The following is a 12,934-nucleotide window of genomic DNA, read 5'->3' on the forward strand; positions in this document are numbered from 1 at the left end:
GGACCGTCAGCGCGCTGCCGCAGCGCTTCCCCTTCCGCCTGCCACCGCGCTGCCCCTTCCCCCTGCCACCGCGCTGCCGCCTGCGCCTGCCGCCGCGCTGCCTCCCCCGCCGGCCGGTGCGGGGCGGTCGGCGGGCTCGGTGCGCCACTGTCCGGCCAGTTCGCGGCGGGCGCGGGCGACCCGGGAGCGGACCGTGCCGACGGGGCAGCCGGCGGCGTCCGCCGCCTCCTCGTAGGAGAGCCCCAGCACCTGGGTGAGGACGAACGCCTGGCGGCGCGTGCCGTCGAGGCGGCGCAGCGCGTCAAAGACGGCGACGGACTCGTCGAACCCCGGCAGGTGGCGCGGCTGGACGCGCTCCACCGCGCCCTGCCAGTCGGAGGTGTCGGCGGCCCGGGGTCTCGCGGCGGCCGTGCGGTGGCGGTCGATCACGACGCGCCGTGCGATGGACAGCAGCCAGGTCCGGGCGCAGGAGCGCCCGGCGAACCTGGCCAGTCCGCCCAGCGCCCGCAGGTAGGTCTCCTGGGCGAGGTCGTCGGCTCCGGGGACGTCGGCGCTGAGGTAGGCGACGAATCTTCGGACGTCCTCGTAGGTGGCCCGTACGAAGCGGTCGGCGGCGTCCCGGTCGCCGCCGCCGGCGGCAAGGGCCCAGTCGGTGATCTGTACGTCGTTGTGCCGGGCGGCGGGGACCCGGGCTGCGGGCGGGCGGACGGGGAGTGGCGGGGCAGGAGGTGTCACGGCGGTCCTTCGCGTCCTGGCGGAGCCGCGGCGCGGCCGTACGGCTCCGGGTGACGGACCCCGGCCGGCCCCCCGGGGGCCGTCGTCGAACCGCCGTCGCGGCCCGAAGAGGGTTCCGGCGGAAGGCAGTTCGGCGACGGCCGCGCGGGCCGCGCCGGGGACCGGCATGCCTGTCACGGGTGCGCGCGGGCGCACACCCGTACCGCCTCCGGCTCACGTCACGCGGAACCGGGCAGGCGGATGAAGGTCACAGAGGTCGCACGCGGAGCGGCGGGCCGCGTCGCGAGAGGGAGTGCGCGGCGAGCAGTCCCCGGGCCCGGCGGCCCGTTCCGCGGCGGGCGGGGCGTCGTCGGGCCGGTGCCGGGGCGGGCGGGGCTGCGGACCACAGCCGCCACGCGGTGCGCAGCGGGGCGCGGAGGAACAGGGCCAGGCAGCGGCCGAGCCGGGCGAGCGCCACCTCGCCGCGCCAGAGCCACCAGCCGCAGACCAGTCCGGCCAGCAGATGGGCGGCGGCCATGCCGCCGGTGATCGCCGATCCGTCGAAGGCGGCGAGGAGTTCGGCCGCGAGGGAGCCGTCGGCCGCCCGGCCCGGATGATGGGCGTGGCCCGTCGCCCCGTGGTGCCGGACGCCCGCACCGACCACCGAGGACAGGCGGGGGCCGATCGCGGCGAAATAGGCGTGCAGCATGGACTGGCCCAGGACATGGGCGGCCACGGTCGTCGCGGCGCCGCGTTCCCGGCGGGCCAGCCACCATCCCGCGCCGCACACCGGCACGAGCGCGGTCGCCTGGGCGAGCAGGGGCGGCGCGGCGCCGGACATCAGCGCGTGGCCCAGCCCGGACACCGCGACGCACACGAGGGCGAACAGCACCGTGCGCCCGAGGCGGAGTGCGGTCCGGGCTCCCATGGCGGCCATCGTGCCAGCCGCCCCCACCTCCCGGAGAAGACCAGCAGATGCGGAAACAACGGGAGTTGGCCCCGTTTGCCCCACCCGCTTCAGCGTGTGATTCATATCTCAGAACACGGTCGGGAACTTTTCCCTCTCTCCTTCCGACTGCTCCAACAGCACCACCGCGCACGCCTCGTGGCCGGCGCGGACGCCTCCGTCCCAGCCGAAGCCCCCGAAGAAGGCCGCATGACGAATCCACCCCCCGCCCCCGAACCGGCAGCGGCCTCCGAAGCACCCGAAGCCGTCACGACGCCGGGCGAGGCCGCCGCGCCCGGCGCGCGGCTCCCCGGGCCCGGACAGTCGCGCCCGCCGCAGCGCGTCACGCTCCGCTCGGACCTGCGCGCCTCCTGGCCCGACGGGCTGGTCGCGCTCCTGATCACCGCGGCCGTCTTCGCGCTGCTCTACGTACGGATCCGCGACAAGACCTCGTCCACCGTCAGCGTGATGCCGTTCATGGCCGACACAGGCGCCTTCTGGCTGTACTTCCTCAGCCAGGCGTTCGGCTGGTCCGCCCTGTTGTGGGCCTGGGGAACGGTCATCCTCGGACTGCTCCTCTCCGGGCCGCGCCCGCGGCGGCTGCCTCTCTCCGCCCCCCGGCTGGAGCGCCTGCACCGCACGACGAGCCTCAACACCATCGGGCTGATCGCCGCCCACGCCCTGCTCTTCGCCGCCGAACTCGTCCGCCACGACACGGCCGGCTGGAACTCCGCGCTCGCCACCGCGTTCGTCGAGACCTTCGTGCCGGGCGGTTACGACTCCGGCACCGGACAGATCGCCATCCCGGTCGGCCAGGCGGCCCTGTACCTCGCGATACCGCTCGGCCTGCTCTTCTACGTACGCCACCGCATCGGCCCCAGGACCTGGCGCGTTCTGCACCGCTTCGTGATCGTCGTCTACGTCCTCAGCGTCTGGCACACCCTGCTGTACGGGACGAACGTCTGGTACGACGGCTGGTTCCGCACCAGCGTCTGGCTGCTCCAACTGCCCATCGCCGCACTGCTGCTCCTGCGCCTGCTGCGGCCCGCCCGCCGCTCCGAGCACCTGCCCGCCCGGCCCGGCGCCACCGCGTCGCCGGCCCGGTGGGCGCTGCGCCTGGGCGGCCGGCTCCTGGTCGCGGGAATCCTGGTGGCCCTGATCGCCGTGGTCGTCAGCGGCAACGACGGCGGGCGGAGCGTGCCGCCGGCGGACACCTCCTCCACCCACGACCACGGCTGACCGGGCGCTCGGCCGGGCACGTAGGCTCGGGCCCATGACCACCAACGATCTTCCCGTGATCGCCGCCGTCGACGGCTCGACGCACAGCCTGCGGGCGCTCGACTGGGCCACCCGCGAGGCTGTGCGCCGAGGTCTGCCGCTGCTGATCGTCCACGTCCGTCCGCTGACCCGGCAGGTGGACGAGGCGACCGGGCGGCGCGAGGCCGACGAACTCCTCGCGGAGTCCGTACGCCGCAGCGCCCTCATCGCACCGGACCTGCGGCCCTCGACGCTGGCGCCGCTCGACTTCCCGTCGGCGGCCCTCGTCTCCCTCGGCCGGGACGCGTCGATGATCGTCACCGGTTCGCGCGGGCTCGGCGGCTTCCGGTCGTTGATGATCGGCTCCAACAGCCTGGCCACCGCTTCGATGGCGACCTGCCCGGTGGTCGTCGTCCATGACAGCCGTACGGACGAGAGCGAGGAACCCGGGACCGCCGGTGACTTCACCGACATCGTGGCGGGGGTGGCGGCCGACGAGAGCAGCGAGGCGGTGCTGCGGTTCGCCTTCGCCACGGCGGCCTCCCGGCCCGGGGCGCGGCTGCGGATCGTGCACGGCTGGACGATGTTCTCCTCGATGCTCGCGGGCGGCCCGGTGCTGGACCGGCAGGCGGCGGCCGGCGCGGCCGAACGGACCCTGGCCGAGCTGACGTCGGCCCACCAGGGCACGTACCCGGGGGTCGAGGTGGAACGGGAGCCGGTCAACGGATCCGCCGCGCGCACCCTGGTGACGGCCTCCGCCACGGCGGCGCTGACCGTGATCGGGCGGCGCAGGGGCGGCGAGTCGCTGGGGCTCGGCCTCTCCCCGGTCGCCCAGACGACGATCACGCACGCGCTCGGACCGGTGGCCGTCGTGCCCTGCTGACCCGTCCGTCCGCACAACCGCGCCGACTCCCGGGCGGCGCACGCCTCTTGGCCTGGCGGGCGGCCTGCCCGAGACTTGTCCGATGACCCAGCGTGTGGCACTCGCGACCGTACTGGACCGGCTCGCCATCGATGCGGTGATCACCGGGTACGCGGTGGCCGTCGACGACGGCGACTGGTCGGGCTACCGCGCCCTGTTCACGGCGGACGGCCGCGCCGACTACCGGGGCGCGGGCGGTAGGGAGGGGCCGGCGCACGAGATGGCGGGGTGGCTGGCGGAGACGATGCGCCTCTTCCCCGTACGCCAGCACCTGATCGTCAACCGCCGTACCGACCTCCAGGACCTGGGCGGCTACCCGGGCGACCGGGCGGAGGTCCGCGCGGACTACCTCAACCCGATGCTCCTGGCCTCCGGGGAGCGCGGGGAGGCCGGGGATCCGGACGGGGCCGTCCCGGGCGGCGGCAGCACGCCGGACTTCGTCTCCGGCGGCCGGTACACCTTCGACCTGCGGCGTACGGAGACGGGCTGGCGGATACGCGGCGTGGTCGTGCACGAGAAGTGGCGGCGGATGCCGGTCGCCTCCGGACGGGCCTGAGCGCCGGAAGGCGTACGGCTTCGGCATCGGGCAGTCGGGCCTCCAGGCTTCCCGGCTTCCGGCTTCCGGCCCGAATCGCCGTGCACCACTGGCTGATGCCGAGCCTGCACGTCTTCATCGTGCTGCTGGCGGCCCTCCTCGGACTGCTCTGGGCCACTTGGGGGCTGCTGGTGTCCCGACTGCTCGGCGGCGTTCCCTCCCCCGCGCGCGGGCCGCCGCGGCGATGGTCGCCGTGCCGTCCGGATGGCTCATGCTCGAACTGGTGCGCACTCCTGGGAGGGGCTGGGCGGGCCCTGGGGTCTGCCCGGACGGGCCCACCGGGGACCGCTACGACACGATGCGCCTCGTCCCGTTCGGGGAGTACGTTCCGGCGCGCGCCCCGCTCGGCCGGGCCACGTCGGTGGGCGGTTCGAACTGCCGCTCAGCCGGGGTACGACGCTCTACGGCCGATTCGGCGACTGGGCCGATTACGGGGCGCTCGCAGCGCTGTCCGCGCTGTGCGCCGCCGAGGGGGCGCGGGTGCTCAGGCGGCCTGGCTCAGCGACTCCAGCACGATCCGCTCGCACAGCTCATGGGTGGCCAGAGCGTCCCGGGCGCTGAGCACCTGCCCCGCGCGCACCGCGTCGAGGAAGGCCAGGACGCAGCTCTCGATGCCGCGCTGGCGGGCGACCGGCACCCAGTCCCCGCGTCGGCGCACGCTCGGCTGGCCCTTGTGGTCGATGACGTCCGCGAGATTGAGGACCTGCCGTTTGGTGTCCCGGCCGGAGACTTCGAGGATCTCCTCCGCCGAACCGCTCAGCCGGTTCATGGTGCCGATCGCGGTGAACCCGTCCCCGGACATCTGGAGCACCACGTGATGCATCAGTCCGTCGACGATCCGAGCGGCCACGGTGGTGCGGTCGACCGGGCCCGGCAGCAGGAAGCGCAGCGTGTCGACGACGTGGATGAAGTCGTCGAGCACCAGGGTGCGCGGGTCCTCGGGCAGTCCGACCCGGTTCTTCTGCATGAGGATCAGTTCGCGCGGGTGCTCGACGCACTGGGCGTAACCCGGGGCGAAACGGCGGTTGAAGCCGACGGCGAGGCTCACGCCGCGCTCCTCGGCGAGGCTCACCAGCCGCTCGGACTCGGCGTACTCGTAGGCGATCGGCTTGTCGACATAGGTGGCGACGCCGGCTTCGAGCAGCCGTTCCACGATCTGCGGGTGCGCGGCGGTCGGGGCGTGCACGAAGGCGGCGTCGAGCCCTTCGGCGATCAGGGAGTCGAGGGTCGCGTGGCGGGCGGCGGCCGGGATGCGGTGGGCGTCGCCGACGGTCCGCAAGGTTGCGGGCGTGCGGGTCTGCACGTGCAGCTCGACCCCGGGAACGGTGGTGAGCACCGGCAGGTACGCCTTCCGCGCGATGTCGCCGAGCCCGATGCAACCGACCTTCACGAGGGTCTCCCTATCGCCGTGCCGTACTGATGTTCCCGCTCGCGCAGCATACGTCGCCGGTGCAGCCGCCTCCCCGCGCCCGGCGTCCCACGGCTGCGGCTGCGGCTGTCATGGGCGACGGTGGGGTCACTCGTGCGGGCCATTCCTCGCGCACCGGCTTTCCCGAGGGCCCGCGTTCGCCGCACAGTTATCCGGTGCAGCGAACCAGAATCACCGTGCGGCTCCTGGTCGGGGTGGCTGCCACGGCCGTGTCCGGCTGTGTGTCGGTGGGGCCACAGGCCGGATCCGGGCAGCCTGGCGCGAGCAGCGCCCCGGTCCAGGACGTGGCTCCGCAGATCGTTCAGCCGCCCGCGCGCGAGGCGCTGGAGAGAGTGGTCGGTCCGAGCCGGCCGGCCGAGCGTCCCTCCCCCGCCGTGCCACCCGTACGGGAGCGGACGCCCGCCGGGCGGGACGCGGGGCAGGCGCGCCCTCCGGCGCAGCGGGAGGAGGCGGACGCACCGCGTCGGCGGACGCCTCACCGGATGCCGCGCGTCCCCGTCGACCTCCTCCCGGCGCTGCCGCACCTGAGCGGCGTCCCGGCCGACGTCTGCGCCCTCGGCCGGGGGTCCGGCGGCTGGGCGGCCGGAAGCAGGGCGGCCCGGATCTGCGACGAGACGTACGATCGCTGATCACCTCGACGTCCGGCGGTCGCCCCGGCGTCCTCACCGCTGCCAAAGGCGGAGCTCCATCCGCTCGATGGCGGCGCGGACCCCGCCGCCGTATCCGTCGTCGTCGAGGATCCCGGCCGCGTCCTGGGCCCGGCGCAGATGGATGCGGGCCGCCTCGGGGCGCTGGAGCTTGAGGTAGTCCGCGGCGAGGTTGAGGTGGAGCGAGGGGAGGAAACCCTGGACCGCCACGGCGTCGGGATGCTCCCCGGAGCGCCCTTCGCTCAGCCCCTCGGCGGCCGTCAGCGCGCGCAGGTCCCAGGCCAGCTCGTCGCCGGGATCGTCCTGGGTGTCGGCCATGTAGTGCGCGAGCGTGCAGCGGTGCAGCGCGTCCCCCTCGCTGCCCAGCTCCGCCCAGAGTGCTCCGAACCGGTTGCGGGCCTCCTCCCGGTCTCCGCCGTGGAGCAGCATGATCGCCTGGCCGATCCTGGTGGTGACGGCGTCCTCGGACGCCTCCTGCTGCTCCACGGCGGTCTCCTTCTCGTGCCCGTCCAGCGAGTAAAGGGGTCGCCGCCGACGCTAAGGGCTGTGCGGCCGTTCCCGGCGGATCAGCGCGCGGCATCGGGAGTCCCGCGGCTCCCGTCAGCCGAGGTCGGGGATGCGCCAGTCGATCGGCTCGTGGCCCTGGGCGGCCACCGCCTCGTTGATCTGGGTGAAGGGACGGGAGCCGAAGAACTTCTTCGCGGAGAGCGGCGAGGGGTGGGCGCCCTTGACCACCACGTGGCGCTCCTCGTCGATCAGGGGCAGCTTCTTCTGCGCGTAGTTGCCCCAGAGGACGAAGACCGCCGGATCGGGCCGGGAGGCGACGGCCCGGATCACCGCGTCCGTGATCTTCTCCCAGCCCTTGCCCTTGTGGGAGTTGGCCTCTCCGGCGCGCACGGTGAGCACCGCGTTCAGCAGGAGCACGCCCTGCTCGGCCCAGGGCATGAGATAGCCGTTGTCCGGGACCGGCAGGCCCAGCTCCTCCTTCATCTCCTTGTAGATGTTGCGCAGGGAGGGAGGCGTCTTGACACCGGGGCGGACCGAGAAGCACAGCCCGTGGCCCTGGCCCTCGCCGTGATACGGGTCCTGGCCGAGGACGAGGACCTTCACCCGGTCGTACGGAGTGGCGTCCAGCGCGGCGAAGACCTGCTCACGGGGCGGATACACGGGCCCCCTGGCCCGCTCCTCCTCGACGAAGTCCGCCAGCTCCTTGACGTACGGCTTCTGCAGTTCCTCGCCGAGGACTCCGCGCCAGGACTCGGGCAGCAGGTCGATATCGGTCACGTCCACAACCTCCGGTGAGCATCAGGTTCTTGATCCCAGAACCTACCGGGCGGCACTGACAACGGGCCCGCCGAGCCCTACCAGCTGGCCTTGCGGTACAGCTCCCACAGCTGCATGACGGTCTGCGGGTCCAGGGCGCGCTCGCCGCCGCCGATGTCCTCGCCCGCGGCGACGTACAGCTTGCCCTGCCACAGCGGCAGCAGCCGGACGTCCTCGACGAGGATCTCCTGGGCGCGCTCGAACTCCCCGCTGACCGCGCCGCGGTCGCTCACCTGGCGGGTGGCCGGGATCAGCTGCTGGGTGATCTCCTTGTTGAGGTACGGGGTCCCGGTCACGCTCTCCTTGCCGACGAAGGGGGCGATGAAGTTGTCCGGGTCCGGGAAGTCCGGGAACCAGCCTCGGCCGAAGACCGGGTACTCGCCCTTGGTGAAGCCCTCCTGGAAGACCTTCCAGGGCTCGCCGTCCAGCGTGATCTCGAAGAGTCCGGAGTCCTCCAGCTGGCGCTTCAGCTCTTCGAACTCGGTCTTGGTGGACGAGCCGTACCGGTCGGTGGTGTACCAGAACTTCATCTTCACCGGCGTGGTCGTCCCGGCCGCTCTCAGGATGTCCTTCGCCTTCTTCACGTCCGGTTCGCCGAAGATGTCGAAGAAGCTGGTGGTGTGCCCCGCGATCCCCTTCGGGACCATGGAGTAGAGCGGTTCGGCGGTGCCCCGGTAGACCTTGGCGACCAGTGCGTCCCGGTCCACGATGTGGGCGATCGCCTTGCGGACGGCCGGATTGGCGGCGGCCGGGTCCTTCGGGTTGAAGACGAGGAAGCGGATGTCGGCGCCGACGGTCTCGACGATCTGGAGACCGTCGTTGTCGTCCTTGTTGTCCTCCAGGCTGACGACCTCCTCGGCGGTCAGGCCCCGGTAGGTGGCGTCGATCTCCTTGGCCTTCAGCGCGTTCACCATCTGCGCGGACTGATCGAAGTACCGGATGGTGACGGAGTCGTTCTTGCGGTTGGCGAAGCCCTGGTAGCCGGGGTTCTTCGTCAGTTCGGCGGTCCTGCCCGCCTCGTAGGAGTCGAGGAGGTACGGGCCGGAGCCGGTCACCTCGCCGTCGTCGCGGATGCGGTCCTCGGGGTAGTCGCCGGGGGCGACGAGCGACATGGCGGGGGTGGCCAGGATGAACGGGAACGTGGCGTCGGACTTGTTGAGATGGAAGACGACGGTGCGCGCGCCCTTGGTCTCGACCCGGTCCAGCGAGCCGAGCATGCCGACCGGGCCGCCCTGGAAGCGGATGTTCACGATGCGGTCGATGGAGTACTTCACGGCCTCCGCGTCGAGCTTCTCACCGTTGGAGAACGTGAGGTTCTTCCGGAGCTCGCAGCGGTAGGCCATGCTCGTGGCATCGGTGAACTCGCACGAGTCGGCCGCGTCCGGCTCGGGGCTCGTACTGCCGGTGGGGAAGCTGACGAGGGTCTGGTAGACGTTCCGCATCAGCTCCCAGGAACCGTCCCAGGCCGCCGCGGGATCGAGCGTGCTCGGTGAGCTGGTCGTCCCGATGGTTATCTTCTGGTCCACTTTCGAACCGCTGTCGGAAAGGAGACCGCAGCCGGCCACCAGAGAAAGGGAAGCTACAGTCGCAGTGGCCTGCAGAATGGCCCGGTAGAACACGTGCACGCTCCTCGATCAGCCATGGGTCGGCAGACCATACCGCAGCGCCCCGCCGGGTCAAGAGGGAAGCCCGGCAGGGCACTTGAGTCAATCAGGGCCAAACCGGCTCAGGCCGCTCTCAGCTCACACCGGCGTTCAGGAAGATTCCTCCGTCGACCACCAGGGTCTGCCCGGTGATCCAGTCGGACTGCGCGGAGGTGAGGAAGGCGGCGGCCCCGCCGATGTCCTCCGGCACGCCGAGCCTGCCGAGCGGGTAGGCGGCTGCCGCCTCCGCCTCGCGGCCCTCGTAGATCGCTTCGGCGAACCGTGTCTTGACCACGGCGGGCGCGATCGCGTTGACCCGGACGGCCGGGGCGAACTCGTGCGCCAGCTGGAGCGTCAGGTTGACCATCGCCGCCTTGCTCATGCCGTACGCGCCGATGAACGGCGAGGCGGAGACGCCCGCGATCGAGGCGATGTTCACGATCGCGCCGCCGTTCTCCCTCTGCCACGCCTTCCAGGTGCGCTGGGCGAAGCCGAGCGCCGAGACCACGTTCGTCTCGTACACCTTGCGCGCCACGTTGAGGTCGAGCTCCGCGATCGGCCCGAAGACCGGGTTCGTCCCGGCGTTGTTCACCAGGAAGTCGACGCGGCCGAACGCCTCCATGGTGCGCTCGACCGCCACGGCCTGGTGCGCCTCGTCGTGGGCCTTGCCCGCGACGCCGATGACCCGGTCCGCGCCGAGCCTCTCCACCGCGTCCTTGAGCGCGTCCTCGCCCCGGCCGGTGATGCACACCCGGTCCCCCCGGGCGACGAACGCCTCCGCGATCCCGTAGCCGATACCCCGGCTGGCGCCCGTGATCAGGGCGACCTTTCCGCTGTCCCGCACTGTCATGTCGTCCGCTGCCCTTCGGGTCAGTTGAGGGGTCCGCCGGCCACGTACATGACCTGGCCGGAGACGAAGCCCGCGTCGTCGCCGGCGAAGAAGGCGATGGCGTTCGCGACGTCCTCGGGGCGGCCGACGCGCTGGACGGGGATCTGGGTGGCGGCGGCGGCCTGGAACTCCTCGAAGCCCATGCCGACGCGGGCCGCGGTCTGCGCCGTCATCTCCGTGACGATGAAGCCAGGGGCGACGGCGTTGGCCGTGACGCCGAACTTGCCCAGCTCCTTGGCGAGGGTCTTGGTCAGACCCTGGAGACCCGCCTTCACGGCGGAGTAGTTGGCCTGGCCGCGGTTGCCGAGGGCCGAGGAGGAGGAGAGCGAGACGATCCGGCCGAACTTGGCCTCGACCATGTGCGCCTGCACGGCCTTCGCCATCAGGAACGCGCCCTTGAGGTGGACGTTCATCACGATGTCCCAGTCGGACTCGCTCATCTTGAACAGAAGGTTGTCGCGGAGCACGCCCGCGTTGTTCACGAGGATCGTCGGGGCGCCCAGCTCGGCGGCGACCCGCGCGACGGCGGCCTCCACCTGAGCGGCGTCCGACACGTCGCAGCCGACGGCGAGCGCGGTGCCCCCGGCGGCGGTGATCTTCTCGACCGTGTCCTCGCAGGCCGCCTCGTCGAGATCGAGTACGGCGACGGCCCGGCCCTCGGCCGCCAGGCGTACGGCGGTGGCGGCGCCGATGCCCCGTGCCGCTCCCGTCACGATGGCGACGCGCTGCTCGGTGGTGGACATGCTTGGTTCTCCTCGCCCTTGGATCGCGGCTCAGCGGACGTCGGCGCGTTTCCCTGACAGAAAAGCCCCCGATGACTGAGCAACCGCTTAGTACCTTCAGCAGACGAGACGCTAGAAGCCCTGGCACCCGGTGTCAACGGCGCGCGGCCCCGGGGGCCGCACGTCACACCCGTCGGGCCCTGGCGCGGCCCGGCGCGGAGCGCGTTCGCACCGCCCCGCGCGACGCGTTCAGCGCACCAACAGATCAAGCAGGCGTTCGACCTCACCGGCCGGGTCGGCGGTGAGACCGCTGTGCACGGCACCGGGCTGGACGACCGTGGACCGCGGGGCGATCAGCCAGCGGAAGCGCCGTCCGGCATCGTCCCCCGCCGCCTGTCCGGCGCCGTCCCCACCGCCGCACACGCCCTCCACCGCGCGCAGGGCGGCCCGCACCCCGACCACGTCGGCCTGCGGATCGAGGGCGCGCAGCTTCCGCTCGTCGAGGTGCGTGCGGGCGGCGACGAAGGACCGCGCCCGGCAGTACACGAGCACGCCCGCGTTGAAGCACTCGCCGCGCTCGACTCGCGGGACGACCCGCAGGAGTGCGTACTCGAAGACGTCGCGCCGGCTCATCGGCCGCCCTCCAGGTCGTCGCCCGCGGCGCCCAGCGCGGTGGCGCGGTCCTTCGTCGTCGGGTGCGGCCAGGGTGCGAGGTGGTCGGTGAGCCAGCCGGGGGCCTGGGAGGGGCGGGTCGCGGCCGGGGCGTCCAGGGTGATCCGCTCATGGATGGTGGCGGCCCGCGCGAGCAGCGGAGCCACGTAGGCCCGGCGCAGTTCGTCGGTGGAGGCGAAGCCGGGCTCGTCGGCGAGCCAGACGTCCGGCACGTCGGCGGCCACCTCGGTGAGCAGTTCCTCGGTGACCAGCGGTGCCAGCTCGGCGGCGGCAGCGGCGATGTCCGGCGCGAAGGCGGCCAGCACGTGGTCGGAGGCGTTGTACGGCTTGGCGGCCGATGCCTGGGCCCCCGGCCAGTTGTGGTGCCAGATCATGGTCGCGCCGTGGTCGATGAGCCAGAGGTCTCCGTGCCAGACCAGCATGTTGGGGTTGCGCCAGGACCGGTCCACGTTGTTGACGAGCGCGTCGAACCACACCACGCGCCCGGCCTCGGCCGCGCCGACCTCGTAGGCAAGCGGGTCGAACCCGAGCGACCCGGGCAGGTAGTCCATGCCGAGGTTCACCCCGCCGCTCGCCTTGAGCAGTTCCTGCACCTCCTGGTCGGGCTCGGCGAGGCCGATGACCGGATCGAGCTCGATGGTCACAAGCTCCGGCACCCGTAGCCCCAGCCGACGGCCCAGCTCCCCGCAGATGACTTCGGCGACGAGCGTCTTGCGCCCCTGCCCGGCACCGGTGAACTTCATGACGTACGTCCCGAGGTCGTCGGCTTCGACGATCCCGGGCAGCGAGCCGCCTTCACGCAGGGGCGTGACGTAGCGGGTCGCAACAACCTCTTTCAACACTTTCCCAGGCCACCCATTCTCTTCAACCTTGCCATCCACGGACGACTTCTCCGGGGCGTAGAGGCAGGAATCACCGGTCATCGGCGCTGGGGAGATTCCGGGGCGTTTCGGCCGGCAAGCCGGCCTCCCCACTCCGCAAGCAGACCGTTGACGGTGCCGCGCCCCTTACTGCCGGCTTCCGGCATGAAGTGAGCATAGTAACCGAGGGTGATCGTCGGCGGGGAGCGCCCGAGCCACCGGGCCAGGGTCAGCCGTCCTTCGGGACGGAGGCCGGCTCACTTCCGCTCGCGCGGGGAGCACGATGGACTCGTGTTCGTCGAGTTCGACCGTGAC

The 12,934-nt window shown here is 72.3% G+C and carries 14 protein-coding genes and 1 pseudogene; 5 read left to right on the forward strand and 10 right to left on the reverse strand.

The window, feature by feature from the left end:
- Positions 1–6: 6 nt before the first annotated feature.
- Positions 7–657 carry a sigma-70 family RNA polymerase sigma factor gene (locus tag EES43_RS02610; protein WP_241192603.1) on the reverse strand — a complete coding sequence of 217 codons (651 nt, stop codon included), beginning with the start codon at positions 655–657 and terminating at the stop codon, positions 7–9.
- Between the two features lie 325 nt (positions 658–982).
- Complete coding sequence (locus tag EES43_RS02615; RefSeq protein ID WP_124267153.1) at positions 983–1,642, reverse strand: hypothetical protein; 660 nt, start codon at positions 1,640–1,642, stop codon at positions 983–985.
- Positions 1,643–1,870: 228 nt separating this feature from the next.
- Here EES43_RS02615 and EES43_RS02620 point away from each other — a divergent pair, with 228 nt between their 5' ends.
- The 4 genes and pseudogenes from EES43_RS02620 to EES43_RS31110 form a co-directional block, all read left to right on the forward strand.
- A complete protein-coding gene (locus EES43_RS02620; protein ID WP_124267154.1) occupies positions 1,871–2,899 on the forward strand; it encodes a ferric reductase-like transmembrane domain-containing protein in 1,029 nt (342 codons plus the stop codon).
- 34 nt (positions 2,900–2,933) lie between these two features.
- On the forward strand, positions 2,934–3,800 hold the full coding sequence (locus EES43_RS02625) for a universal stress protein (RefSeq protein ID WP_124267155.1): 867 nt from the start codon (positions 2,934–2,936) through the stop codon (positions 3,798–3,800).
- An 82-nt stretch (positions 3,801–3,882) separates the two neighbouring features.
- Complete coding sequence (locus EES43_RS02630) at positions 3,883–4,395, forward strand: nuclear transport factor 2 family protein (RefSeq protein WP_124267156.1); 513 nt, start codon at positions 3,883–3,885, stop codon at positions 4,393–4,395.
- A gap of 74 nt (positions 4,396–4,469) precedes the next feature.
- Positions 4,470–4,710, forward strand: a pseudogene (locus tag EES43_RS31110) (apolipoprotein N-acyltransferase); the annotation flags it as partial.
- Between the two features lie 208 nt (positions 4,711–4,918).
- On the opposite strand, the gene EES43_RS02645 reads toward EES43_RS31110, so the two are convergent.
- Positions 4,919–5,824: a Gfo/Idh/MocA family protein gene (locus tag EES43_RS02645; RefSeq protein WP_124267157.1), complete on the reverse strand. Its 906-nt coding sequence runs from the start codon at positions 5,822–5,824 to the stop codon at positions 4,919–4,921.
- Positions 5,825–6,018: 194 nt separating this feature from the next.
- Here EES43_RS02645 and EES43_RS02650 point away from each other — a divergent pair, with 194 nt between their 5' ends.
- Positions 6,019–6,492: a hypothetical protein gene (locus EES43_RS02650; protein ID WP_124267158.1), complete on the forward strand. Its 474-nt coding sequence runs from the start codon at positions 6,019–6,021 to the stop codon at positions 6,490–6,492.
- Between the two features lie 33 nt (positions 6,493–6,525).
- Here the strand turns inward: EES43_RS02650 and EES43_RS02655 are convergent, their stop codons facing one another.
- The 7 genes from EES43_RS02655 to EES43_RS02685 all read right to left on the reverse strand — a co-directional run bounded on the left by EES43_RS02655 (position 6,526) and on the right by EES43_RS02685 (position 12,601).
- Positions 6,526–6,996, reverse strand: a complete 471-nt coding sequence (locus EES43_RS02655; protein WP_124267159.1) for a hypothetical protein — start codon at positions 6,994–6,996, stop codon at positions 6,526–6,528.
- 114 nt (positions 6,997–7,110) lie between these two features.
- A complete protein-coding gene (locus tag EES43_RS02660; protein ID WP_124267160.1) occupies positions 7,111–7,794 on the reverse strand; it encodes a uracil-DNA glycosylase in 684 nt (227 codons plus the stop codon).
- Positions 7,795–7,871: 77 nt separating this feature from the next.
- Positions 7,872–9,452 (reverse strand): ABC transporter substrate-binding protein, encoded by a 1,581-nt coding sequence (locus tag EES43_RS02665; RefSeq protein WP_124267161.1) that lies wholly within the window; start codon positions 9,450–9,452, stop codon positions 7,872–7,874.
- 118 nt (positions 9,453–9,570) lie between these two features.
- Entirely contained in the window at positions 9,571–10,326 is a 756-nt protein-coding gene (locus EES43_RS02670; protein WP_124267162.1) for an SDR family oxidoreductase, read from the reverse strand.
- A gap of 20 nt (positions 10,327–10,346) precedes the next feature.
- Positions 10,347–11,108: a 3-oxoacyl-ACP reductase FabG gene (gene fabG / locus EES43_RS02675; protein ID WP_124267163.1), complete on the reverse strand. Its 762-nt coding sequence runs from the start codon at positions 11,106–11,108 to the stop codon at positions 10,347–10,349.
- A gap of 228 nt (positions 11,109–11,336) precedes the next feature.
- Positions 11,337–11,720: a DUF3037 domain-containing protein gene (locus tag EES43_RS02680; RefSeq protein WP_124267164.1), complete on the reverse strand. Its 384-nt coding sequence runs from the start codon at positions 11,718–11,720 to the stop codon at positions 11,337–11,339.
- Positions 11,717–12,601 (reverse strand): HipA family kinase, encoded by an 885-nt coding sequence (locus tag EES43_RS02685; RefSeq protein WP_124267165.1) that lies wholly within the window; start codon positions 12,599–12,601, stop codon positions 11,717–11,719. The genes EES43_RS02680 and EES43_RS02685 overlap by 4 nt, the downstream gene beginning before the upstream one ends.
- Positions 12,602–12,934: the final 333 nt, after the last annotated feature.

Source organism: Streptomyces sp. ADI96-02 (genome assembly GCF_003846185.1).
In the GTDB taxonomy this organism is placed as follows: Bacteria; Actinomycetota; Actinomycetes; order Streptomycetales; family Streptomycetaceae; genus Streptomyces.

Bases quoted from the DNA above. Each gene is read 5' to 3' on its own strand.
- EES43_RS02615 (WP_124267153.1), bottom strand. From the start codon at position 1,642: ATGGGAGCCCGGACCGCACTCCGCCTCGGGCGCACGGTGCTGTTCGCC.
- EES43_RS02680 (WP_124267164.1), bottom strand. From the start codon at position 11,720: ATGAGCCGGCGCGACGTCTTCGAGTACGCACTCCTGCGGGTCGTCCCG.
- EES43_RS02630 (WP_124267156.1), top strand. From the start codon at position 3,883: ATGACCCAGCGTGTGGCACTCGCGACCGTACTGGACCGGCTCGCCATC.
- EES43_RS02625 (WP_124267155.1), top strand. From the start codon at position 2,934: ATGACCACCAACGATCTTCCCGTGATCGCCGCCGTCGACGGCTCGACG.
- EES43_RS02670 (WP_124267162.1), bottom strand. From the start codon at position 10,326: ATGACAGTGCGGGACAGCGGAAAGGTCGCCCTGATCACGGGCGCCAGC.
- EES43_RS02620 (WP_124267154.1), top strand. From the start codon at position 1,871: ATGACGAATCCACCCCCCGCCCCCGAACCGGCAGCGGCCTCCGAAGCA.
- fabG (WP_124267163.1), bottom strand. From the start codon at position 11,108: ATGTCCACCACCGAGCAGCGCGTCGCCATCGTGACGGGAGCGGCACGG.